17 protein-coding genes are annotated in these 21064 nt (G+C 41.1%); 6 read left to right on the top strand and 11 right to left on the bottom strand.

The genetic code is table 11. The features are described 5' to 3' along the window. Window positions 1-615 precede the first annotated feature (615 nt). Window positions 616-3198, top strand: coding sequence for a TonB-dependent receptor (locus tag AN389_RS15580; protein WP_055018364.1), 2583 nt, complete (start codon window positions 616-618; stop codon window positions 3196-3198). 104 nt (window positions 3199-3302) lie between these two features. Next, a complete protein-coding gene (locus AN389_RS15585; protein ID WP_055015663.1) occupies window positions 3303-4655 on the top strand; it encodes a hypothetical protein in 1353 nt (450 codons plus the stop codon). A gap of 58 nt (window positions 4656-4713) precedes the next feature. Here the strand turns inward: AN389_RS15585 and AN389_RS15590 are convergent, their stop codons facing one another. From AN389_RS15590 to AN389_RS15625, 8 genes are all read right to left on the bottom strand, one after another. Then, a complete protein-coding gene (locus AN389_RS15590) occupies window positions 4714-4965 on the bottom strand; it encodes a hypothetical protein (RefSeq protein ID WP_055015662.1) in 252 nt (83 codons plus the stop codon). A gap of 17 nt (window positions 4966-4982) precedes the next feature. Next, window positions 4983-5819 carry a peptidoglycan binding protein CsiV gene (locus AN389_RS15595; RefSeq protein ID WP_055020212.1) on the bottom strand — a complete coding sequence of 279 codons (837 nt, stop codon included), beginning with the start codon at window positions 5817-5819 and terminating at the stop codon, window positions 4983-4985. Beyond that, entirely contained in the window at window positions 5819-9292 is a 3474-nt protein-coding gene (gene mfd, locus AN389_RS15600; protein ID WP_055020213.1) for a transcription-repair coupling factor, read from the bottom strand. Before mfd ends, AN389_RS15595 begins: the two co-directional genes overlap by 1 nt. Before the next feature lie 51 nt (window positions 9293-9343). Beyond that, the gene (locus AN389_RS15605; RefSeq protein WP_055015659.1) at window positions 9344-10237 is read right to left on the bottom strand and encodes a carbon-nitrogen hydrolase; all 894 of its coding nucleotides are present in this window, start codon (window positions 10235-10237) and stop codon (window positions 9344-9346) included. Further along, entirely contained in the window at window positions 10234-11289 is a 1056-nt protein-coding gene (locus AN389_RS15610; protein ID WP_055020214.1) for an agmatine/peptidylarginine deiminase, read from the bottom strand. The genes AN389_RS15605 and AN389_RS15610 overlap by 4 nt, the downstream gene beginning before the upstream one ends. 57 nt (window positions 11290-11346) lie before the next feature. Beyond that, window positions 11347-11955 carry a PilZ domain-containing protein gene (locus AN389_RS15615; RefSeq protein ID WP_055015657.1) on the bottom strand — a complete coding sequence of 203 codons (609 nt, stop codon included), beginning with the start codon at window positions 11953-11955 and terminating at the stop codon, window positions 11347-11349. Window positions 11956-12123: 168 nt separating this feature from the next. After that, window positions 12124-12891: a haloacid dehalogenase type II gene (locus tag AN389_RS15620; protein ID WP_055020215.1), complete on the bottom strand. Its 768-nt coding sequence runs from the start codon at window positions 12889-12891 to the stop codon at window positions 12124-12126. After that, complete coding sequence (locus tag AN389_RS15625) at window positions 12891-13541, bottom strand: peroxiredoxin-like family protein (protein WP_055015655.1); 651 nt, start codon at window positions 13539-13541, stop codon at window positions 12891-12893. Before AN389_RS15625 ends, AN389_RS15620 begins: the two co-directional genes overlap by 1 nt. A gap of 119 nt (window positions 13542-13660) precedes the next feature. Between AN389_RS15625 and AN389_RS15630 the strand changes: the two genes are divergently transcribed. Then, window positions 13661-14548, top strand: a complete 888-nt coding sequence (locus AN389_RS15630) for a LysR family transcriptional regulator (protein ID WP_055020216.1) — start codon at window positions 13661-13663, stop codon at window positions 14546-14548. Here AN389_RS15630 and AN389_RS15635 read toward each other — a convergent pair. Beyond that, complete coding sequence (locus AN389_RS15635) at window positions 14528-15043, bottom strand: DUF2937 family protein (RefSeq protein ID WP_055015653.1); 516 nt, start codon at window positions 15041-15043, stop codon at window positions 14528-14530. The two genes, AN389_RS15630 and AN389_RS15635, sit on opposite strands and share 21 nt — an antisense overlap. 119 nt (window positions 15044-15162) lie before the next feature. Between AN389_RS15635 and AN389_RS15640 the strand changes: the two genes are divergently transcribed. The 3 genes from AN389_RS15640 to AN389_RS15650 are packed head-to-tail and all read left to right on the top strand — an operon-like array spanning window position 15163 to window position 19855. Further along, complete coding sequence (locus AN389_RS15640) at window positions 15163-15738, top strand: RNA polymerase sigma factor (RefSeq protein WP_055015652.1); 576 nt, start codon at window positions 15163-15165, stop codon at window positions 15736-15738. Further along, complete coding sequence (locus AN389_RS15645; RefSeq protein WP_055015651.1) at window positions 15735-16811, top strand: FecR family protein; 1077 nt, start codon at window positions 15735-15737, stop codon at window positions 16809-16811. The genes AN389_RS15640 and AN389_RS15645 overlap by 4 nt, the downstream gene beginning before the upstream one ends. Before the next feature lie 8 nt (window positions 16812-16819). Continuing rightward, window positions 16820-19855 (top strand): TonB-dependent siderophore receptor, encoded by a 3036-nt coding sequence (locus tag AN389_RS15650; protein ID WP_055015650.1) that lies wholly within the window; start codon window positions 16820-16822, stop codon window positions 19853-19855. A gap of 82 nt (window positions 19856-19937) precedes the next feature. Here the strand turns inward: AN389_RS15650 and AN389_RS15655 are convergent, their stop codons facing one another. After that, window positions 19938-20327: a biopolymer transporter ExbD gene (locus AN389_RS15655; RefSeq protein WP_055020217.1), complete on the bottom strand. Its 390-nt coding sequence runs from the start codon at window positions 20325-20327 to the stop codon at window positions 19938-19940. 291 nt (window positions 20328-20618) lie between these two features. Then, window positions 20619-21062, bottom strand: a complete 444-nt coding sequence (locus AN389_RS15660) for a PA2169 family four-helix-bundle protein (RefSeq protein ID WP_055015648.1) — start codon at window positions 21060-21062, stop codon at window positions 20619-20621. Between the last annotated feature and the right edge of the window lie 2 nt (window positions 21063-21064).

The raw sequence follows: 21064 nt of genomic DNA on the forward strand, positions 1-21064 counted from the left end.
AATAAAATACCCTATTAAATAACGTGCTTATAGGGCTTACTTAGTTACATAACCTGTTTTATGTTGTGTAATTGTACCTGAAAAGCGAAAACCATCTCCATAGCCTTTCATAAATCTCACTCATTTAAACAATTACGCTTGTTCCAATCAAACGTTGAAGCCTCGCTGAACAAAAATATGACCCAAAAAAGCCAAACAAATAGCTTAATCAGACTATTTAATCAGTAAATTTGCATATTTATGGTTAGTAAATTTATTACACCTTTACGGTTTTACTAATGCGCTGTGATTAATATGTTAATTTTTCTAAAAAGGGGATATTTATAGGGTGGTTACATTTAATTACAATCTGAATAACTTTGATTTCAGGTGTGTTTTTATTGGTTGGCAAGTTGATTAAGTTATTGGTTGTAATCTGTTTTTTTTAATTAACACTGAAACAACCAATAACCTTTGTACCTTTTATGGTTATTCTTTTTTGCTGTTGTATATACATTCGCCTGCCGTTAAGTTTTTGTTCAGTTAACTGAGCCTAAGTTGCCCCCCTGACTCACAATTCTTATAAAAAGTGAGCATTACCAATCAAGGTAAATTTCCAACAAGTAGGGTTTATTCATGAAAAAATCAACTCTTGGTTTAGCTGTAATCGCAGCAATCCCAATGTTCTCAAGTATGCAAGTAGTAGCGGCCGAAGATGGCGCAAACGCGATTGAAAAAATTCAAGTAACAGGTTCTCGCATTAAGCGCGCAGATATGGAAACCGCTAGCCCAGTTACTTTAATCGGTGCAGATGACATTGCTGCAACCGGCGCAGTTTCGGTTGATTCCGTATTACAAAAAATGACTGCTACGGGTGGTGCAATGACCAACCCGGGTATTAACAATGGTTCTGGTGGTAATGCTTCTATTGATTTACGTGGTTTAGGTTCACAACGTACACTAGTACTTGTAAATGGCCGTCGTATGATCAACTCAGGTACTGGTGCTGCTTCAACTGTTGATTTAAACACTATCCCAGTGTCTATGATCAAGCACATTGAAGTACTTAAAGATGGTGCATCTGCAGTATACGGTACTGATGCGGTTGCAGGTGTTGTAAACATCATCTTAAAAGATGACTTTGAAGGTTTAGACTTAAACGTTAAATCTGCAATCACTACTGAAGGTGATGCTGATGAAACGTCTTTCGATATCACTATGGGTGGTAGCTTTGGCCGTGGTAACGTTGTAATTGGTCTTCAATACACTGATCGTGGTGACGCATCTCAAGCAGACCGTAGCTTCTCTGATTGTCCATTAACTGAAGATGGTGACGGCAGTGCACCTTACTGTTCAGGTTCTTCATACACGCCAAATGGTCACGTATGGTCAGGTGACGAATCACTTCAAGGCCAAGCAGACAACGGTTGGCATGACTTTGGTTCTGATGATGCGTACAACTACTCATCAGACAGCTACCTATACACGCCTATGCGTCGTTTAAACCTTACAGGTATTGGTAGCTTCGATCTTACTGATGACACGCGTTTATACTCAGAGTTTACATACTCTAAACGTTGGTCAGAGCAACAAATGGCGCCACAGCCAGTATGGTTTGACTTCGATTACACTGAAGATATGGGCGACTCACTAACAAGCCACAATATCAACTACGGTGACGAAGTTTCTTACGGTCGTCGTATGACTGACACAGGTACGCGTGATTTCTCACAAGTTGTTGATACTGTACGTACTGTAGTAGGTGCAGCGGGTTACCTTGACAGTGGTTACGATTGGGATGTGTCTGTAATTTTTGGTCGTAACGATTCAGTTGACCGTTTAAGCAACCTTCACAATATGGGTTCTATCCAAGACGCAATCGAAGCGGGTGACTTTAACCCACTTGTACAATCTTCTTGGTCTGCTGAGAACTTAAGCGATTACGTTTACACAGAGCAAAACTCAGGTGGTAGCCAATTACTAATGTTCACTGCTTCATTAGCGGGTGAAGTAATGGAACTTCCAGCAGGTTACGTAGGGTTTGCAGCGGGCGTTGAGCGCCGTGAAGAAAAAGCATGGTACATCCCAGATTCAATCACGTCACAAGGTCTTGCAAATGACCCACGTGTTGAGCCTACAAGCGGTCGTTTTGACGTAAATGAAGCTTACTTAGAGCTTGCAATTCCTTTAGTTAGCGATGCGTTCTTAGCGCAAAACGTTGAACTAAGCACTGCAATCCGTGCTTTCGATTACAGCACATTCGGCTCTGACGAAACTTGGAAATTGGGTTTAACTTGGCGTGTAAACGACGAAGTAATGCTTCGTGGTGTTCGCTCTACAGCATTCCGTGCGCCTACAGTAGCTGAACTATACTCAGGTAATTCACCGTCTTTCGAACAAGTTAGCTTCCCAGGTGCACAAGACCAGGCAGAAGTAACAGTAGGTGGTAATGACCAATTAACGCCTGAAGAAGCTGATACGCTAACAGCAGGTATTGTGTACGAGCCAGAGTGGTTTGAAGGTTTCTCAATGACGTTAGATTACTACGACATTGAAATTGAAAACGCTATTGCTACCGTTAACAACCAATACATTGTTGATTCATGTCTAGCATCAGATGGTTCATTAGCTAACCAAGGTACTGCCTTATGTAGCTCAGCTGCGCTATCGTTTAACCAAAGCACTGGCCGTATTGCTTTTAATAACCAACTTCAAAACGTAGGTTACGAGCAAACTAAAGGTTACGATTTAAACTTAAACTACACATTTGATGCAGCGGGTCTTGCATGGAATACATCATTAGATGTTACTTACCTAGACGAGTACCTAGTAGACGTTGTTGAATCAAGCATTGATTACGCTGGTTTAATTACTTCTGGCATCGGTGGTTACGCTGATGTTAAAGCTAACTTTGAGCTAACTGTCAAAGGCGATGCTTGGAATGCAAACTACAAAGCGCGCTACATTGCAGGAATGGATAGCTACAGCTGTCAAAGCGATGTTTCATCATGTTATGCGCCTACAACGCCTTCAGTTGTATACCATGACATAAGCGGTGCTTACATCTTTAATGAGACTGTGTCTGTATCTGCTGGTGTGAATAACTTATTTGATAAGCAACCTCCTTACTACACTGGTAATAACGACTCTAACACTGACCCGTATACATACGATGTATTAGGTCGCCGTGTATTTGCTGGTGTAAACGTTAAGTTTTAATTAGCACATTAATCGTATTAAGGCTCAGTGTTTACTGGGCCTTTTTTATTGAACAAAACTAAGGAGACAAGTACACTTAAATACATTATTAGAAGGAGAACTGATTGTTAAAACAAGACGAAAATTTATCTTTTGTCATAGAACCAGAGCTAACCCCTCGCTCTGAGCAACGTATCGACTTGTACTTTTCTATTCCCAACGAAATGGGTATCAACGCGCAAACCCTCAGTGAAGAGTCTTATTTTAATAACCACTTTAAATCGCACTTAGCTTATAACGCTAAAAACATACACTTACCTTTAGTGCGTAGCCGCTTTGTTAGTAAAAACAAAGGTGAGCAGCAAGATTACCGTCAAAACCTTAATTTGTACTGCTATCAGGTTCGTTTAGCGCTCGATGCTGATATTAAAGATGCGTTAAAAATTCAAGAGGTAGAGGCTTTTTACGCCCGCGCACAAGAGCTGTTTGAACAAAGTGAAGGGCTGCTAAAAAAGCTGCGCAGGTATACCCCTGATGATGAAAAGCTGGTGCCGTTTTACACCAATGCGGATAACTATTTAAGTTGGCATGTTGAGCAGTCGTTTTTAAAACTACTAGATGAAGGCCCACGCAGTAGTGACTTTGCTAAAGAGCGCAACGACTTACTGCAATTTTGTAAAAACGAAAATACATACCGGTTTGAGCAAAATTACAATTCAGAAACCACGTTGCAAGATGGGAACCGAATCACGAATAAAATGCGTCTACTGCAGCGCCTTATAGAGCACGGCGTTATTTTGCATCGCAATACGCGTTATTTAAATAGTTACTTAAAGCGTTTAGTAAAAGGCACGGTAACAGCGGTTATTATGGCATTTGTGATGGTGGTTATACTCAATGCACGTTCAACCTTTACCGAGGTTACCGCCACGCTTATTTTAATATTAGGGGTTATTTACGGGCTACGTGAAATATTTAAAGAAGACATTACGCGGGTAATTTGGCGTGCTATTGTGCGGGGGCGACCCAAATGGCGTTTTGTATTTAAAAACAGCATCACTAAAGACCGGGTGGCAAGCCAGTTTGTTTGGCTTGAATACATGCGTTTTAAAAAAATCCCCAGCGAAGTAAAAACAATATTTTCAAAACGGCGTCAGCAAAACAAATTAGCCGCGCAGTGGCTTCATTTTGCTAGTGAAACACGTGTTTCGGCAAAAGAATTTTTACCTGGCTACGACACGCTACAGCAAAGTATGCGTTTTAATTTGGCACCTTTTGCACGGTATTTAAAACGCGGCGAGGGCAAGCTGTATCATTTAGATGGCAATAAAATATCAAAGCAAGCGGTTGAAAGACGATACCAGTTAAATTTGGTGATGGTATTAAAAGACGAGGAAAGAACCTTATATCAACGTTACAAAATCACGCTTAATCGCAGTAAAATAGTTAATATTGAACTTATTTACTCTAAAAAATAAAAAGGGATAGCACGGCTATCCCTTAGAGTTATGTAAACTAAGCTAATAAAGCGCAGTGTTATTTTGTAATACCATGCTTTGAATAAATCGTTACTTTGTCTGAAACAAGTGTGATTTCGATGTTTTTAGACTCATCACCCCAAACACAGTTAGTATGCAGTGTTTTTTCTACGCAGTTATCAGCAGAGCCTAAAATCGCTTCTACCTCGGCTCTATCCATGCCAACTTCAATTTTTTCGTAGTTTTCTAGGCTTACTTTTGAACAAGCTGCCAGGCTTAGCGTTGCTGCGATGATCAGGAATTTTTTCATTGTTATGTCCTATTGATTTAGTGTTTATACTTTCGTATTTGTACAATCATGCCCATACGAGGATGATCAAAGTAATGGATTTCACCACTAATCACACGTTTAAATTGTGAAAAGCGGGCTGATTCAATATCCCCATTAGGTAGTTTTTCGTTTACGTCAAAATCAGCGGTTATGTAAAGGTAGTGGCGTAAATGTATTTTAAATAAACCATCTAACTCCCAATAGCTTAGGGGTTGATCAGAGGTATCAAATAGCTGTGGTTTACTTTGAACGAGGCTAATAAAGTCGGGGTTTGCATAATTTGGCGTGGTGTTAACATCGCGCTTTATATGCTCCCCAGAAATTAAATGTACGCTTGGCGCACGCGATTTACTTGCCCCTTCAAAGCGCCAGCCGGTATGTAGTAGCGGGGCTAAACCTTTGCGGTCAAGCTCTCGGCGTTGAGCGTTAAATTGTAATTGCTCGGGTGCCAATAGGTAGGGCTCATCCATTGTGTCTTGCGGTGGTGCCAATGGCGTAACGGGTAACTCGTCGTAACTTTGCATAAAGTCGATACTGTTATCACACACACCCGATTGTGGGTTGGCATTAACTAAAGAATCGGTAAAGGTGCGTTTTTGAAAGCGACTATCGCCATCTATACACGCTTGCATTGCTTGCTCTGTGTATAAAGGAGTGAGTAACTCTAAGGTATTTTTAGCCTTAATGGCTTCGTGTTTTAAGCTAAAGTCTTCTTGTAAATAGGGTGCAGGGCGCTGTTTAAATATCAGCACTTCTACTTCAAACCAACGTTCAGCAATTGCGGTGCTGCTAAATAAGCAACATAACACGATAAGCGATTTTTTTAGCAACATTAATGGCTAACCTTTTTTTCGAAATCTGCAATCATTGCAGTGACCATTTTTAAGCGTTCACGAGGGTTTACCTCATTAATTGCAAAGCGCAATTTGTTTGCGCCATCCATTTTGTACACATGGGGTGCACTTTGTATCAAGCCTATGATGAAGCTAGGATTAACCTTGGTATTTTGGCTAAACTCAAAGTAGCCTCCTTTAGGGTTTGCCTCTATTTTTGTAATGCCTAAATCGCTGGCACGCATTTTTAGTTGCTGCATACTAAATAGGTTTTTAGTGGCATCAGGTAATAAACCAAATCGGTCTATTAGCTCTACTTGTAATTCGTCCATATCGGCAAGGTTAGCACAACTTGCTATACGCTTGTACATACCTAAACGGGCATTAACATCATGTATGTAATCATCAGGTAATAAAGCAGGGAGTTTTAAATCAACGTCTGTTTGTTGCTGCAGCAGGTTTTCAAGCGTTGGCTCTTTACCATTTTTAAGGGCATTAACCGCTTGCTCTAGCATTTCCATATACAAACTAAAGCCAATGGTTTGCATTTGCCCTGATTGATCATCGCCTAATAGCTCACCCGCACCCCGTATTTCTAAATCATGGGTCGCAAGGGCAAAACCTGCGCCTAAATCTTCCAACGACTCAATTGCTTGTAAGCGTTTGGTGGCATCTTTAGAAAGTGCTTTAGCATCGCCGGTTAATAAATAAGCATACGCTTGGTGGTGGCTTCGCCCAACACGCCCGCGTAATTGGTGTAATTGCGCAAGGCCAAGTTTATCGGCTCTGTCCATAATAATAGTATTAGCAGTAGGCACATCAATACCGGTTTCGATAATGGTGGTACATACCAGTACATTGTATTTTTGATGGTAAAAGTCAGTCATTATTTGCTCAAGCTCTTGCTCGCGCATTTGCCCGTGCGCAGAGGTAACACTGGCCTCTGGCACCCATTCGCTAATTTCTTGCGATACGCGCTCAATGGTTTCTACATTGTTATGTAAAAAGTACACTTGGCCGCCGCGTTTAATTTCACGCAGTATGGCTTCGCGTATTAAGTCGCTGTCGCGTTGGCGTACAAAGGTTTTAACCGCTAAACGCTTAGCAGGTGGGGTGGCAATAATAGATAAATCACGCATGCCGCTCATCGCCATATTCAAAGTACGCGGAATAGGCGTTGCAGTCAGTGTTAAAATATCTACATCAGCGCGCAATGATTTTATTTTTTCTTTTTGGCGCACGCCAAAGCGATGTTCTTCATCAACAATCAGTAAACCTAAGTCGTTAAACTTAATATCTTGCTGTATGAGTTTATGGGTACCAATTACGATATCGAGCTTACCGTCAGCCATTTTTTCTAGGGTATCTTTTTGCTCTTTAGTTGAGTTAAAGCGCGAAAGTACACCCACCTCGATAGGAAAATCGGCAAAGCGGTCTTTAAAGTTCTCATAGTGTTGCTGAGCAAGCAGGGTTGTGGGTACTAACACGGCTACTTGTTTATTATCGTTAACCGCTACAAATGCGGCGCGCATAGCCACTTCTGTTTTACCAAAGCCTACATCACCACATACTAAACGGTCCATAGCGAGCTTAGATTGCATATCGCCAAGCACGGCTTCGATTGCGTTACGTTGATCGTCCGTTTCTTCAAACGGGAAGCTGTCGCTAAATTGGCGGTAGCTTTGGCTATCAAGTGCAAATTTATTACCAGGCTTTGCTTGGCGCTGTGCGTAAATATCTAATAGCTCTGCGGCTACGTCACGTACTTTTTCAGCAGCGCGTTTTTTAGCTTTTTCCCACGCATCTGAGCCCAGTTTATGCAGTGGGGCGCTTGCTTCTTCACCGCCAGAATAACGGCTAAGCATGTGCAATGCCGATACCGGCACATATAGCTTTGCCTCACCAGCATAGGTGATGGTAACAAACTCAGTGATTACACCGGCGGCGTCAATTGTTTGCAGGCCTTGATAGCGGCCCACGCCGTGATCGAGGTGAACAATTGGCTGGCCTTCTTTAAGCTCGGCTAAGTTACGTATGAGCGCATCTTGGCTTGCTTCGTATTTATGTTTACGGCGCCTGCGCTGCGATACTTTAATACCAAGCAGTTCTTGTTCAGTAATTATCGACAGACTCGGCTTACTGCCAAGTACTACACTTTGTTCAAGCGGGCTTACAATTAGCCCTACATCACTTTGGCTTTGGGTAAACTGAGTTAAATTTTCAAACTCTTTAAATTTTAAGCCACTTGGTTTGAGCACACTTAATAATGATTCGCGTCGGCCATCAGATTCAACACTGAGTAATATGCGGCTTTTTTTCTTTTTTTGCGCTGCAACATATTCTATAAATGCGCCATAGGGTTCGTGTTGTTTGTGATCGATTCTTACCGCTGGCAGCTCGCTTACATTTAAGTTTTTGTTGCCCGCTTTAGTAGGCAACTTAGCTTGCGATAAGCGTATTCGCGCAAACTCACCTAAATTAGAAAACAACTCATTAATAGGCTGATATAACTCGCTGGGCGCAAGCAGTGGACGTAGGGGATCGACTTTACGGTTTTCATAGCGCACGTTTACATCGTGCCAAAAGGTCTCTGCGGCGTGTTCTAAATCACCAAGTTGCATAACCGTGGTGGTGTTTGGCAAGTAATCAAAAATGGTTGCAAGCTTTTCAAAAAACAACGGCATGTAGTATTCAATGCCGGCAGGCCACGTACCTTTGCTTACTTGCATATAAACAGAGTCTTGCTCTGAGCTGGCACCAAATTTATCGCGATAATTTATTCTAAAACGCTCAACATCTGACTCGTTGGTTGGAAATTCATGCGCAGGCAATAACTCAATTTTATCTACCTTTTCATCTGAGCGCTGAGTTTCCACATCAAATAAACGAATTGAGTCTATTTCATCATCAAAAAAGTCGAGTCTAAAAGGATGGACACTGCCCATCGGGTACAAATCAACAATGGAGCCACGTATTGCGTATTCACCGTGTTCCATTACCTGCTGTACATTTAAATACCCTGCTTGTTCTAAATTACTGCGCAGGTGATGGGTGTCGAGCTTATCGCCTACTTTAAAATTAAGGGTCGAGCCATAAATAAACGACGCGGGCGCAGTGCGTAACATTAAGGTAGACACAGGCACTATCAGTACGCTTTGCTGCTCGTTTTTTAATGTGTTTAACGTGGCTAAGCGTGCTGAAATAATATCTTGGTGCGGAGAAAAGTGGTCATAAGGTAAGGTTTCCCAATCAGGAAATACCATTACTGGGTTGTCTGGCAATAGGTATTCGAGCTCTGTTTCAAGTCGCAATGCGCTTGGCGTATCTGGTGTAACTATAAGCACTAAACCGCTTTGCTGTTTTACACCTTCTGCAATGGCTATACTTAATGCACTACCAGTTAGCTGCCCCCATTGAATTTTATCTTTTTGAGATTTTACCCACGGCAAGGCTGCCCATTGCTCAAACGCCATTTAGTGCTCCATTTTTTAGCTGGCGCTTGCTCACAAACGCCATGCAGTTATTTAGTCTCGGTAAATTTTTGTTAAGTCTTGATAGTGATCAATTCTGCGGTCGCGTAAATACGGCCATATACGTCTTACGTTTTCCGAGGCTTTTTGATCAAGTTCTACTACTAAAATTTGCTCATCAGTATTGTTTGCCTCTGAGAGCATTTCGCCTTGAGGGCCTGCAATAAACGAGTTACCCCAAAATTGTATACCTTCGCTTTGTCCGCTAGGGTCGTTTTCATGGCCTACACGGTTACAGCTGATAACAGGTACGCCGTTGGCAACCGCATGCGCACGCTGGCTTATAACCCACGCGTCTTTTTGGCGCGTTTGTTCATCGCTTTCATCACGGGGATCCCAGCCAATTGCGGTTGGGTAAATTAATACCTCCGCGCCAGCCATAGCCATTAAACGCGCCGCCTCAGGGAACCATTGATCCCAGCACACTAATACGCCTAATTTACCTACTGAGGTTTGAATTGGCTCAAAGCCTAGATCGCCTGGGGTAAAGTAAAATTTTTCGTAAAAGCCAGGATCATCAGGAATGTGCATTTTACGGTATTTACCCGCAATGCTGCCGTCTTTTTCAAGTACCACAGCGGTATTGTGATACAGCCCAGTGGCGCGCTTTTCAAACAGTGAAGCCACAATAACAATACCAAGCTCCTTGGCAAGCTCACCCAATGTATTTGAGCTTGGGCCCGGAATTGTTTCGGCTAGGTCAAATACATCCACATCTTCTGTTTGGCAAAAGTACAGACTACGATGTAGCTCTTGTAAAACCACAAGCTGTGCGCCTTGCTTAGCAGCATCACGAATGCCAGCAATCGACTTAGCGATATTTTGCTCGGCATTATCACTGTTAGTTTGTTGCACTAGGGCAACGGTTAATTTTGCAGGGCTTGTCATTGTGCTGCTCCAGCTAAAAATCCACGAGGTAATTGCATGGTAATGCAATGTAAGCTACCAAATTGTTCAATAATAGGTAGGCAATTAACGCCAATAATAGTGTGCGTTGGGTACGCTTTTTGAACTTGCGCGAGTGCCAGTGCGTCATAGTCATCGTTATACGTAGGAACTAAAACCGTATTATTGATAATCAAGTAATTTGCGTATGTTGCCGGTAATCGGGTGTTGTCATCATCAAACACCGGTTTTGGCCACGGCAAATCAATTAATGTATATGGGGTATTATTTTGTGTTTTAAAGCTTAGTAGCTGTTTTTCCATCGCATCTAAAGCATTAAAGTGCTCATCTTCTTTCGCATCGCACTTAACATACACAAGGGTATTATTTGGCGCAAAGCGTACCAGTGTGTCAATGTGGCTGTCGGTATCATCACCGGCTAGATAGCCATGATCTACCCATAAAAAGTCAGTTGCGCCTAAATGCGTTTTTAAAATTGACTCAATATCGTCTGATGATAAATCTGGGTTGCGGTTTTTGTTCAGTAAACATTCGCTGGTTGTAAGCAGTACACCGTGTTCGTTAATTTCAATACCGCCGCCTTCAAGTACTACATCAAGGGCTTGGTATTGATTGGCTTTATTGCCCAGCTTGTTAACCAGTACGGCGTTAATTTTATTATCGAGGGCACTTTCGAACTTATTACCCCAGCCATTAAAGATAAAGTCGTAAATTTTAAGTTGGCGAGGGTCGTTTATATTTGCGCAGGTAATAGGGCCGTGATCACGCGCCCACGTATCGTTTGTTGGTGTAACAACAAAGTGCACTTGGCCTAAGTCTATATTCGCTTTTTTTAGCAAGGCAGTAATGTGGCTTTTAAGTGCCGCGTTATGGGCAACTATAACAAGCTGCTGCACGGCTGTGATATGCGTTGCAAGCTCAACATATACAGGCTCCACGCGTTCAAGCGTATCAGCCCAGTCGGTCTGTGCATGGGGCCAGGTAAGCATAATGGCGTCTTGCTCAGCCCATTCAGGTAAAAGTCTAAAGTTCATGAAGTTTTTATACAAATTACGGTGGCGCTAGTTTAGCATTTTACATGCATATGTCAGCTATTTATCGCTGCTTGAATCATCGTCAATTTGCTCGAGTTCTTGGCGCTTTTTTAGCTGGCGTGTTTGTGCATGTAAGCTGGCTCTTACAACTAACTCTTGGTCTGTGGTTCTTATTGCAGTAAACAGTAATGTGTATTGGTAGTGTTCGCTGTCTTGTTTTTCAACGGCCACCACTTCTGTATAGCAGTAAACGGCTGAGGCTTCGTGGTGCAAAAATAGCTTTGTTCTAAAAGCTTGGCCTATTGCGTATACATCAGTAGAGGTAAAACGAATGCCGCCTCCGCCGTAGCTATCACACTGAATAGCATTATCTTGGGCTTGCTCTGAAGCTAAAATGTGACTCATTATTAAATCAATTTTACGCGACTGAGCCTGTAAAAAAGACGCCAGGTCTTGTGCTAAATCGCCTAAGTTTCTTAGAGGTCTTAATGAGGCCTGTTCAAGCTCACTAACTTCGTTAGCTAGCTTAAATAGAGGAGGTATGTCGTCTTCAAGTGCGAGTTGAGATTGCGGGACTGCCTGGTTTTCTACAGCAAATAAGTTTACCCGAATGCTTTCATTTATTTGAAAGTACTCTTCAAATTCGCTTAATCTTTGACTGTTCATAATTATCTCCACTGCGTATTCATTAAATAGTAGCGTTGTGGGGAGTAAATTGCTAGCAGATAAAAACGTTAAATACTTTGTTTATACGTGGTTTTTAGTAATAAAAAAGCGGCCAATGTCATCCTAACATCAGCCGCTTGGGTATTGATTAATTAGCGCTGGGAGTGCTTATTTAAGTAGAGCGGCTAATTCATGTAAATCTTTCACAACATGGTCTGGTTTTTTAGCCAGTGGGTAAAGTGTTTTACCTGGGCGGACGATAAAGGTTGTTTGTAAGCCGGCTTCTTTCGCACCTGCTACATCCCAACCGTGCGCTGCTACCATCATTGCCTCATTTGCTTTTACATTTAATTTAGTCAACACCCACTCATAGGCACGTAAGTCTGGTTTATAAATTTTAATATCTTCAATGCTGTAGCGCTCATCAAAGAACGACATTAATCCAGCGCTCTCAAACTGGGCTTTAACACCTTTGTTTGATGAATTTGTCAGACTTACTAACTTATAGCCCTGAGCTTTGAGTTTTGCCAGTCCTTCTTTCACATCTTTGTGAGGCGGTAGGGTTAAAAGCGGAGTAACAATGGCTGTTTTAGCTTGTTCATTTGTAATGGCTATATTGTTATTTTTAGCAACCATGCGCAGCGACGCAACGCCAATTTGCCCAAAGTCGTGATAACTGCCACTTACTGTATCAACCAGTGAGTGATGCAACATGGTAGAAAACCAAAGCGGTAATAAATCTTCACGCCCGCCAAGCGCTTTACCAATAGAGGTGCGCATTGAGGTTAAATCAAGGAGTGTTTCATTTACATCAAAAATAAGCACTTTAGGCTTTACTTGCGATTGTGGCTCCTCAGCTATAGCGCTACCAGAGGCTAAGCTAGTACCAACGAGTAACGATAGAGTAAGGGTTTTTAACGATTTTAAAATAGACATTAGTATTGCTCCGATTCAAGGGCGGCCATCACATCAATAGGCTCTGCACGTAGGGTATAGTCTTCGTTTAAAAAGGCATAAGTGATTATGCCTCTTTTGTTAATTACGTATGTGGCGGGCAAGGGTAACTTATAGCTTTTGTCGCCGTAGTATTTTTCAAAATCAATGCCAAATTGGCTATAGAGTGCTTGAATGCGCTCATCTAATGTAAACAGCAAACCAAATTGCTCAGCTACCTTATTATTAATATCTGAAAGTACGTTAAATTCGAGGTCATTTTTTTGCGCGGTAGTTAACGTTTCATCTGGCAATTGAGGAGATATAGCAATTAACTGCGCACTGTGCGTTTTAAATTGGGGTAGGTAATCATTAAGTGCTTTGAGTTCTAAATTACAATATGGGCACCAGTTACCACGGTAAAAGCTAATTATTACCGGGCCTTTATTTAATAAATCAGCTAATTCAACATGCTCGTCGTTGTGATTTTGTAAGCTAAAGTTACTTACTTTAGCGCCTACTTGCAGTGCCTTATTTTTTATATGTTGAGCAATGAGCTCATTCGTTGTTTGCTCCATTAGAGCTAATACATCGCTAGGTAGCTTCGCTTCTTTTTGAACGTTATATGCATCAATCTGTTTTTTCAAACTCATGGTTAAATCTCGAAAATAGCTTTAGGAAGATTATGAATGTTCTATTAATTTAAATATATATTGCAAAACTGAAAGCTTCATTTGAAAATATTAAACATTAAAAACTGCTTAGCCTACGTATGTATAATTTAACTGACCTAGAAACATTTATTGCTGTGGTAGAAAATAAAGGGGTGCTGGCAGCAGCACGTGAGCAACGCTTGTCACCAGCAACTGTGAGCCACAGATTAAGCAAGTTAGAGCGCGAGCTCTCAACCGTATTAGTGTTCAGAGACAGTCGCCGGGTAAGGTTATCACCTGCGGGTGAGCTATTTTATCATCGCGTAGGCGCTATTATAGAAGCCCTACATGATGCAGAGCATAGCATTGGCGCACGAAGCTCGTCGGTGAGTGGGTTATTGCGTGTGACTATGCCACCGTGGGTTTTTTCAAAGTATGTTATGCCTAAATTGACCGAGTTTGAAACACAATACCCAGCACTTAAGCTCGATTTTTTAATTACAGATCATTTTGTCAACGTGGTTGATGATGCGCAAGACGTGGCAATTAGAGTAGGGCAGTTAACCGACTCTGGCCTGCTTTCACGTAAGATTGTCAATAACTCGCGTATTTTGTGTGCCGCGCCAAGTTATATAAAAAAGCATGGTATGCCCCATACATTAAGCGAATTAGCTGAGCACTATTGGGTGTGCTTACCCTGGCAAAGGCAGTTAAAACTGTATGATAAAAACAATAAAATACACACCTTTAATGCCAAAACACGCTTTACTATTTCTAATTCCGATAATATGACGCAGGCAGCGCTTGCGGGACATGGCATAGCCATTAAATCCAAAATAGCCATTAATGATGAGCTACGTGCCGGAAATTTAGTAGAGGTTATGCCCAATGCAATGGCACAATGTGACGCTCCAGTGTGGTTTTTACGCCCTCAAAATAGCTTAACCACCCGTAAAACAGAGGTGTTTTACGAGTTCATGAAGTCTTTATTTGCCAGCTATGAATAAGCGAGAATATCCTCGCTTAATAATAAACAAAGTTATAAAGCCAAAGAACTCAGCAAAAATAGCAATTATTATGGCGCTTGCAAGCGCTGCTATTATAGAGTCTTTTTTTAACACTATTTGCCCTTCAAAGCGTTGCCATACTTGCTTTTTAATGCTGCTAAAACCACTGGTTAAGGTATATAAATAGGGTGATTGGTTAAAGTTATTAACTGCCGCCTGTAGGGATTGTTGTCGATCATTGAGGGTTTTGATATGAATAGCCCCTTTACCGACTACATCGTCTCCAATATTTTCATAGTGGGCAATTAGCTTGTTTAAATCGTTATTAAAGTAGTTTTGAGCATCTTTTCTAAACGGCGCTAATGCGTTATTAGCCTCAACAAAATGCGCCTGTAAAGCATGGCCGTAATCACTCACAAAGGCAGGTATTTGTACCCCTAATAGTAAACCTGCCGCAAAAAAACTGAGCCTTATGTAATCTAATAATTTACTCATTTGATCTCCTGTTTACTCAAATCCTACCTAAACAACGGCAAATTAACATTTACGCTTGTTTTTATGCTAAAAACTCGTAATCTATCGGTAATAAAAACAACAATAGGCCTATGTTAAGGATGACTACCAAAGTAAATATGACATCAACGTTTGTTGATATCACTAAGCAATTAAAACGCTTTGTGTCGCGTATTGTACAGCCCGATGACGTAGATGACATTGTGCAAGAAACTTTTATTAAAAGCTACGAAGCTGATTTAAAACAAGATATTCAGTTTAGACGCAGCTACATGCTCAAAACTGCAAAGCACTTAGCACTTAATCATATAGCCAAATGGGACAATAAATTTAGTGACTCGTTAGAGCACGATGCAGAATTACCTCCGCTGCTAAAATCCTCACAACTTGAGGATGAATACACCTCAAAAGAGCGTTTTTTACTTTTTTGTAGAGCAACGGATCAATTAAATTCTTCTATCCGTAAATGTTTTATATTTAAAAAAGTGTACGGTATGAGCCAAAAAGAAATTGCCCAGCACATGCAACTAAGTGAAAGCACCGTAGAAAAACACATAGCCAAAGGGTTATTACAAACCATGTTATACATGAAAGAACATGAACAAACTTATAACCAATCTGTGGCAAGTAATTCAGCTCGTAATTCGGCGTTGCCAATTGAGAGGGTGGCTAAATGAGCAACGTTCACCAATTTACCTCAAAAGATTTAATTTTAGAAAAAGCATGTGAATGGATAAGCGCCATTGACAGAGGCTTAAATAAAAATGAAAAAGAGCAGTTTAAGCTGTGGATGATGCAAAGCACCGCCCATCAAGATGCTGTATACGAACTGGCCCAGCTGTGGGATGAACTGGCCGTATTAAACGAACTGAGTAGTTTGTTTCCACATAGAAATACAAAACCGCAGAAAAAGAAGTGGGCGTTTTCTAGTGCCATTGCCGCAAGCTTATTTGCGGCATTAATGGTGTGCAGTTATTTATTAATTAGTCTTGAAAACGGCTACAACGCAGAGCAGGCCAAAATAAATTACACCAAAATTTATACAACCAAAGTAGGTGAACAAGCCACGTACGTTTTACCTGATGGCACAATTGTGCAATTAAACACCAATAGTTTACTCGAGGTAGCTTATAGCAAAGGGCGACGTCAGCTATTACTGAGTAAGGGAGAAGGGCGTTTTAATGTAGCAAAAGATCCAGCTCGACCCTTTAGTGTGATGGCTGGCGATAAAAGCTTTACGGCACTGGGTACTGTATTTAATGTACAGCGAAATACCTCGTCTGATTTAGAGCTTGTTGTAACCGAAGGCAAAGTGATGATCACAGACCCTAGTGTTGCAGTTAGTGCCGATGATTTTAAAGACTACCAACTGGCTGATAATAACGCTAAAAAAGTCCGAAATATCAATGCTAATATTGTTATCTCAGGCGAAAAAGCAATTATTGAACAAAGCATTACCAAGCCTATTACCCAACTTTCTGTGGACGACGTACAACGTGATTTAGCGTGGCAGAACGGTATGTTAATTTTTAATGGTGAGCATTTAAGCGATGCCTTAAATGAAGTGAGCCGTTACACCTCTACACGATTTGAGCTGTCGAGCGCTGAGCTTGCCAACATAAAAGTAGCGGGTGTATTTAAAGCCGGAGATGTTGAGGGATTACTTGAGAGTTTGCAGACTAATTTTGCAATAGAGCATGAGCATTTAGGTGAGCATATGGTGAGCCTAACACAGCAAACTAAATCATAAGAAATGTTATGCATATCAAACAAATGTTAGGTGAAGTTGCATTTTTAAATGTTATTGGTAAAAAAAAGTTTAAAAAAAAGATAAAAAACTATAGAGGAATTTTGTTTGTCAGCTGTTTATATAAATTGCGCAGTAACCAAACGCATCTACTTAGTGGTTTAAGTGTACTTGCTCCGGCTATTTTTAGCATGAGTGTGCAAGGGGCAACACAAACTACCCAGAAAATGGTGCAATTTGATATACAAGCGCAGCGAGCAGACAAAGCCTTAATAGAATTTGCTAAACAAACAGAGCAAACCGTGGTGTTTTCTTATGAGTTGGCAAAAAAATACCAAGCAAATTCGGTTTATGGTTTTTATACCCAACTAGATGCACTGCAAGCATTATTAGTAGGGACTGAGCTCGATGCGGTTGTCGATCAAAATGGTTTACTGAGTATAAAACTCAAACAAATCAATAGGAAAGATAACAACATGATGAAGCTTTCAGGGGTTAGTGCAGCTGTATTACCAGCATTGCTTGCAGCAAATTCACACGGTGTGAATGCAGCCGAGGACGTTGCACAAGAGAATATAGAAAAAATTGCTATTGTAGGTAGCCGTGTCGCAGGGCGCTCAGTAGAAGATTTACCCGTACCCGTTGATATTTTAAGTGCTGAAGCACTTGAAAACACAGGCCAAACCGAAGTTGGCCGTATGTTGCAATCTATTGCACCTTCATTTAACTTTTCAAGCTCGTCAATTAGTGACGGCACAGATGCCTTACGACCTGCAACACTGCGTGGCTTAGGGCCTGACCAAACATTAGTGCTGATTAATGGTAAGCGTCGTCATCAGGCAAGTATTATTCATATCAATACCTCAGTAGGACGTGGTACCGCAGGTACCGATATGAATGCTATTCCGGCCTCTGCTATTAAACGCATAGAAGTATTACGAGATGGCGCCGCAGCGCAATACGGCTCAGATGCAATTGCCGGTGTAATTAATATTGTACTCAAAGATGGCAGTGAAGGCGGTAAAGCGGCCGTTAATTACGGCGAATATTCAGAAGGCGACGGCGAAACAGTAAACGTTGATTTTAATAAAGGGTTTGCCCTAGGTGATAGCGGCTACTTAAATGCAACGCTTAATTACCGCGACCGCGCGCCTACTAACCGCGCTGGCTTACATGGCTCATGTCAGTTTTATGGCTGTACAGAGCTGAGTGATGGTACTTTATTGGCTGGCGATCCGCGTGAACTGACCGCCGATAGAGATACCTTCCGTATTGGCGATGCCGACTCACAACAATTTGGCTTAACGGTTAATACAGGGTATGAGTTAGGTGATGGCGAGTTGTATGGTTTTATTACGTATTCAACGCGCGATAACGAATCAGCGGCGTTTTTCCGCCACAATGCAAATGCAGGCGGTAACCCGGTATTACAAGATAACGATGCCACCATCCCGTTAGGCTTTTTACCTAAAATAAATACCACCATTGACGATATTTCTTATAACTTTGGTTACAAAACCGATTTTGATAACGACGCAAGCTTAGATGTATCGTACACCTACGGTGAAAACAGCATTGATTACACAACCAGTGACACAATTAATGCATCGTACGCTAACTTTTTACGTTACGAGCAAGGTTTAAGTGCCGCTGATATACGCAATACTATTCCGCGAGAAGCTTATGCTTATGGTATGGAGCTATCACTGCAAACCATTAATATAGATTTTACACAAAACTTTGATGACTATTCACTGGCAATGGGTGCAGAAATTCGTACTGATGAATACCGCATTTTAGAGGGCAACGAATATGCGTACCGTGATTACGACACCCTTGATGGGGTAAGTATTTATAGTGGTTTAAGTGGCGGAGTGGGCTCAGAAGATGCCTCTGGTGGCACGCAAGGTTTTGGTGGTTCTTCACCGGCGTCATCGGTTGATGAGTCGCGCGATGTAATTTCGTTTTACCTTGATGCAGAAACTTACCTAATTGAAGATGTTATTTTATCAGGCGCACTGCGTTACGATAATTACAAAGGCTTTGGCGATACGGTAAACTTTAAGCTTGCGGGTAACTGGGCAATTACTGATGATGTGTCATTGCGTGGTGCATTAAGTTCAGGCTTTAGAGCACCGTCAATGCAGCAATTGTACTTTAACAACATTAGTACACAGTTCGTTGTAGCGGAAGACGGCTCATTAGTTGCTGAGGAAGTAGGTACATTCAGAAACGACTCAACCCTTGCGCAAAGTTTAGGTATTCCAAAGCTTAAAGAAGAAAAATCGCAAAACCGCAGTTTAGGTATTGTCTACAATGTAACAGACAACATTAATGTTACTGTAGATTACTACTCAATTGATATTGACGACCGCATAGTAATTAGTAACCGTTTAGGCAAAGGGCTTTCTTCAAGCCTAGATGCGGCATTAATCAGCTCAGGCGCAGGTGCAGGGCAGTTTTTCTTAAATGGTGCCGATACCGAAACTTCGGGTATTGATTTTGTAGCGACTTGGAATACTGAGGGCTTAGGCGGCACGCTTGATTTTACTTTAGCGGCTAACTTTACAGAAACTGAGGTTGTATCGTTATTTACGCCATCGGGTTCAGGGCTAGAAACCGTACCTGTGGAAGATGTATTCTCTGATCAAGAAATTTCAATTATTGAAGAGTGGCAACCAGAAGATCGCATTAATTTAAGTGCGCTTTATCAGCGTGGTGACTGGACTGTAAACCTTTCACTTAACCGCTTTGGTGAATACACAGTAGAAGATGGCGGCCGCCAAACTTACGGAGCAGAAATTTTAACTGACGTTAAAGTTAACTATTTTGTGACCGAAGATTTATCTGTCAATATTGGTGCAAACAACTTATTTGACGTATACCCAGATAAAAACACCATTGGTAACTCACGTTCGGGCACAATTGTAGACGCTAACGGTAATACAATTGTAAGCAGCGATGGTGTATTTGAATACTCTCGCCGCTCTGCACCATTTGGTTTTAACGGTGCATACTACTACGTAGGTGCAGAATACCGCTTTTAATAAATAACACTCCCTTATGTTATTTAAGTTCAAAGGGCCGTAAGGCCCTTTTTTTGGTCTACCATCAATGTATATAACTACGTTATTCAGATATTAAGCTAATAGTGTAATCTTCATACTCTTTAATATTATCCATTACTCTCATTAATGTATTATGTTTACTGTTTTCGTGAGCCTTAATAAGTACAGCGCTTACTTTGTATTTAGCAGCAAACATAGCAAGATTGTTGGTAATTTGTTCTAAATCGATTAACCTGCCAGAAAAATACACCGCATTATGTTCATCAATACTAAAAGTGGCACTTTTAGTTTGTTTATTGATGGTGGGTTTATCAAGTGGTCGTTGTATTTCAATGGCTATAGGTTTAATAAATGATGTAGTTACAATAAAAAATATCAATAAAATGAATACGATATCTAACATTGGTGTCATATCTACATCTGCATTATTTTGAGATGTTTTATTTTTCATATTGGACCTTATGTTAATTAAATGCTGCGGCGCCACAGCAAGGAATTAGGTACCTATTACTAAAACTAGCACAGTAAATATAGTGTGTGGTTAAATAAACATTCTATTAAAGTTAATTATTTGTATTGCTAATGTGTTTTTTAGGGGGGAATGGGCTAATAGTTGCTTCAACATGATCAGAATAAGTAGAAGCCGAGTAAGGGGTCGAGTTTTGCTCACTACATGACTTATATTTGAATCGGCAATAAAAAACCCAGCTAAAAAGCTGGGTTGTAGTTTAAGCTGTTACTTTTAATGCTTTTGCATGCGACTCATTTCTGTATGGCAACTTTGCATGGTTAATAACGTTTTAGCTAATGCAGCTTCACAATCAGCGGGCTGTGGTTTGTCCATAGCTGCTTTAATTTCTTCAAGAGTTTTATCTTCTACTTCTTCAAGCTCTTTAACGTATGTTTTATCGTTATCAGAGCTGAAAGTAGTGAGCAGGGCGGTGTATGCTCTGCGCGCTTCTACAGCAAAAGAAGAGCCGTCTTCACGCTCGCCTTTTTCGTTAACTGCATAAGGTTGTAAGCGCTCAACACTTACTTTTCGTGCGTCAATCATGCGTTGAAATAATGCGCCAATGGCTGGGTCTTCAACTTTCTCTTGCGCTTTTTGATAAAAATCAATGCCACTGTTCATTACTTGGATGATGTCAGTAATATGAGTTGCTTCGGTTCCTTGATGGGTATTCATAA

The sequence above is a fragment of the Pseudoalteromonas sp. P1-7a genome, from assembly GCF_001401855.1.
Lineage (GTDB): Bacteria > Pseudomonadota > Gammaproteobacteria > Enterobacterales > Alteromonadaceae > Pseudoalteromonas.

Bases quoted from the DNA above. Each gene is read 5' to 3' on its own strand.
- AN389_RS15645 (WP_055015651.1), top strand. From the start codon at position 15,735: ATGAGCAACGTTCACCAATTTACCTCAAAAGATTTAATTTTAGAAAAA.
- AN389_RS15650 (WP_055015650.1), top strand. From the start codon at position 16,820: ATGCATATCAAACAAATGTTAGGTGAAGTTGCATTTTTAAATGTTATT.
- AN389_RS15630 (WP_055020216.1), top strand. From the start codon at position 13,661: ATGTATAATTTAACTGACCTAGAAACATTTATTGCTGTGGTAGAAAAT.
- AN389_RS15655 (WP_055020217.1), bottom strand. From the start codon at position 20,327: ATGAAAAATAAAACATCTCAAAATAATGCAGATGTAGATATGACACCA.
- AN389_RS15615 (WP_055015657.1), bottom strand. From the start codon at position 11,955: ATGAACAGTCAAAGATTAAGCGAATTTGAAGAGTACTTTCAAATAAAT.
- AN389_RS15620 (WP_055020215.1), bottom strand. From the start codon at position 12,891: ATGTCTATTTTAAAATCGTTAAAAACCCTTACTCTATCGTTACTCGTT.
- AN389_RS15660 (WP_055015648.1), bottom strand. From the start codon at position 21,062: ATGAATACCCATCAAGGAACCGAAGCAACTCATATTACTGACATCATC.
- AN389_RS15580 (WP_055018364.1), top strand. From the start codon at position 616: ATGAAAAAATCAACTCTTGGTTTAGCTGTAATCGCAGCAATCCCAATG.
- AN389_RS15635 (WP_055015653.1), bottom strand. From the start codon at position 15,043: ATGAGTAAATTATTAGATTACATAAGGCTCAGTTTTTTTGCGGCAGGT.
- AN389_RS15625 (WP_055015655.1), bottom strand. From the start codon at position 13,541: ATGAGTTTGAAAAAACAGATTGATGCATATAACGTTCAAAAAGAAGCG.
- AN389_RS15595 (WP_055020212.1), bottom strand. From the start codon at position 5,819: ATGTTGCTAAAAAAATCGCTTATCGTGTTATGTTGCTTATTTAGCAGC.
- mfd (WP_055020213.1), bottom strand. From the start codon at position 9,292: ATGGCGTTTGAGCAATGGGCAGCCTTGCCGTGGGTAAAATCTCAAAAA.
- AN389_RS15640 (WP_055015652.1), top strand. From the start codon at position 15,163: ATGACTACCAAAGTAAATATGACATCAACGTTTGTTGATATCACTAAG.
- AN389_RS15605 (WP_055015659.1), bottom strand. From the start codon at position 10,237: ATGACAAGCCCTGCAAAATTAACCGTTGCCCTAGTGCAACAAACTAAC.
- AN389_RS15590 (WP_055015662.1), bottom strand. From the start codon at position 4,965: ATGAAAAAATTCCTGATCATCGCAGCAACGCTAAGCCTGGCAGCTTGT.
- AN389_RS15610 (WP_055020214.1), bottom strand. From the start codon at position 11,289: ATGAACTTTAGACTTTTACCTGAATGGGCTGAGCAAGACGCCATTATG.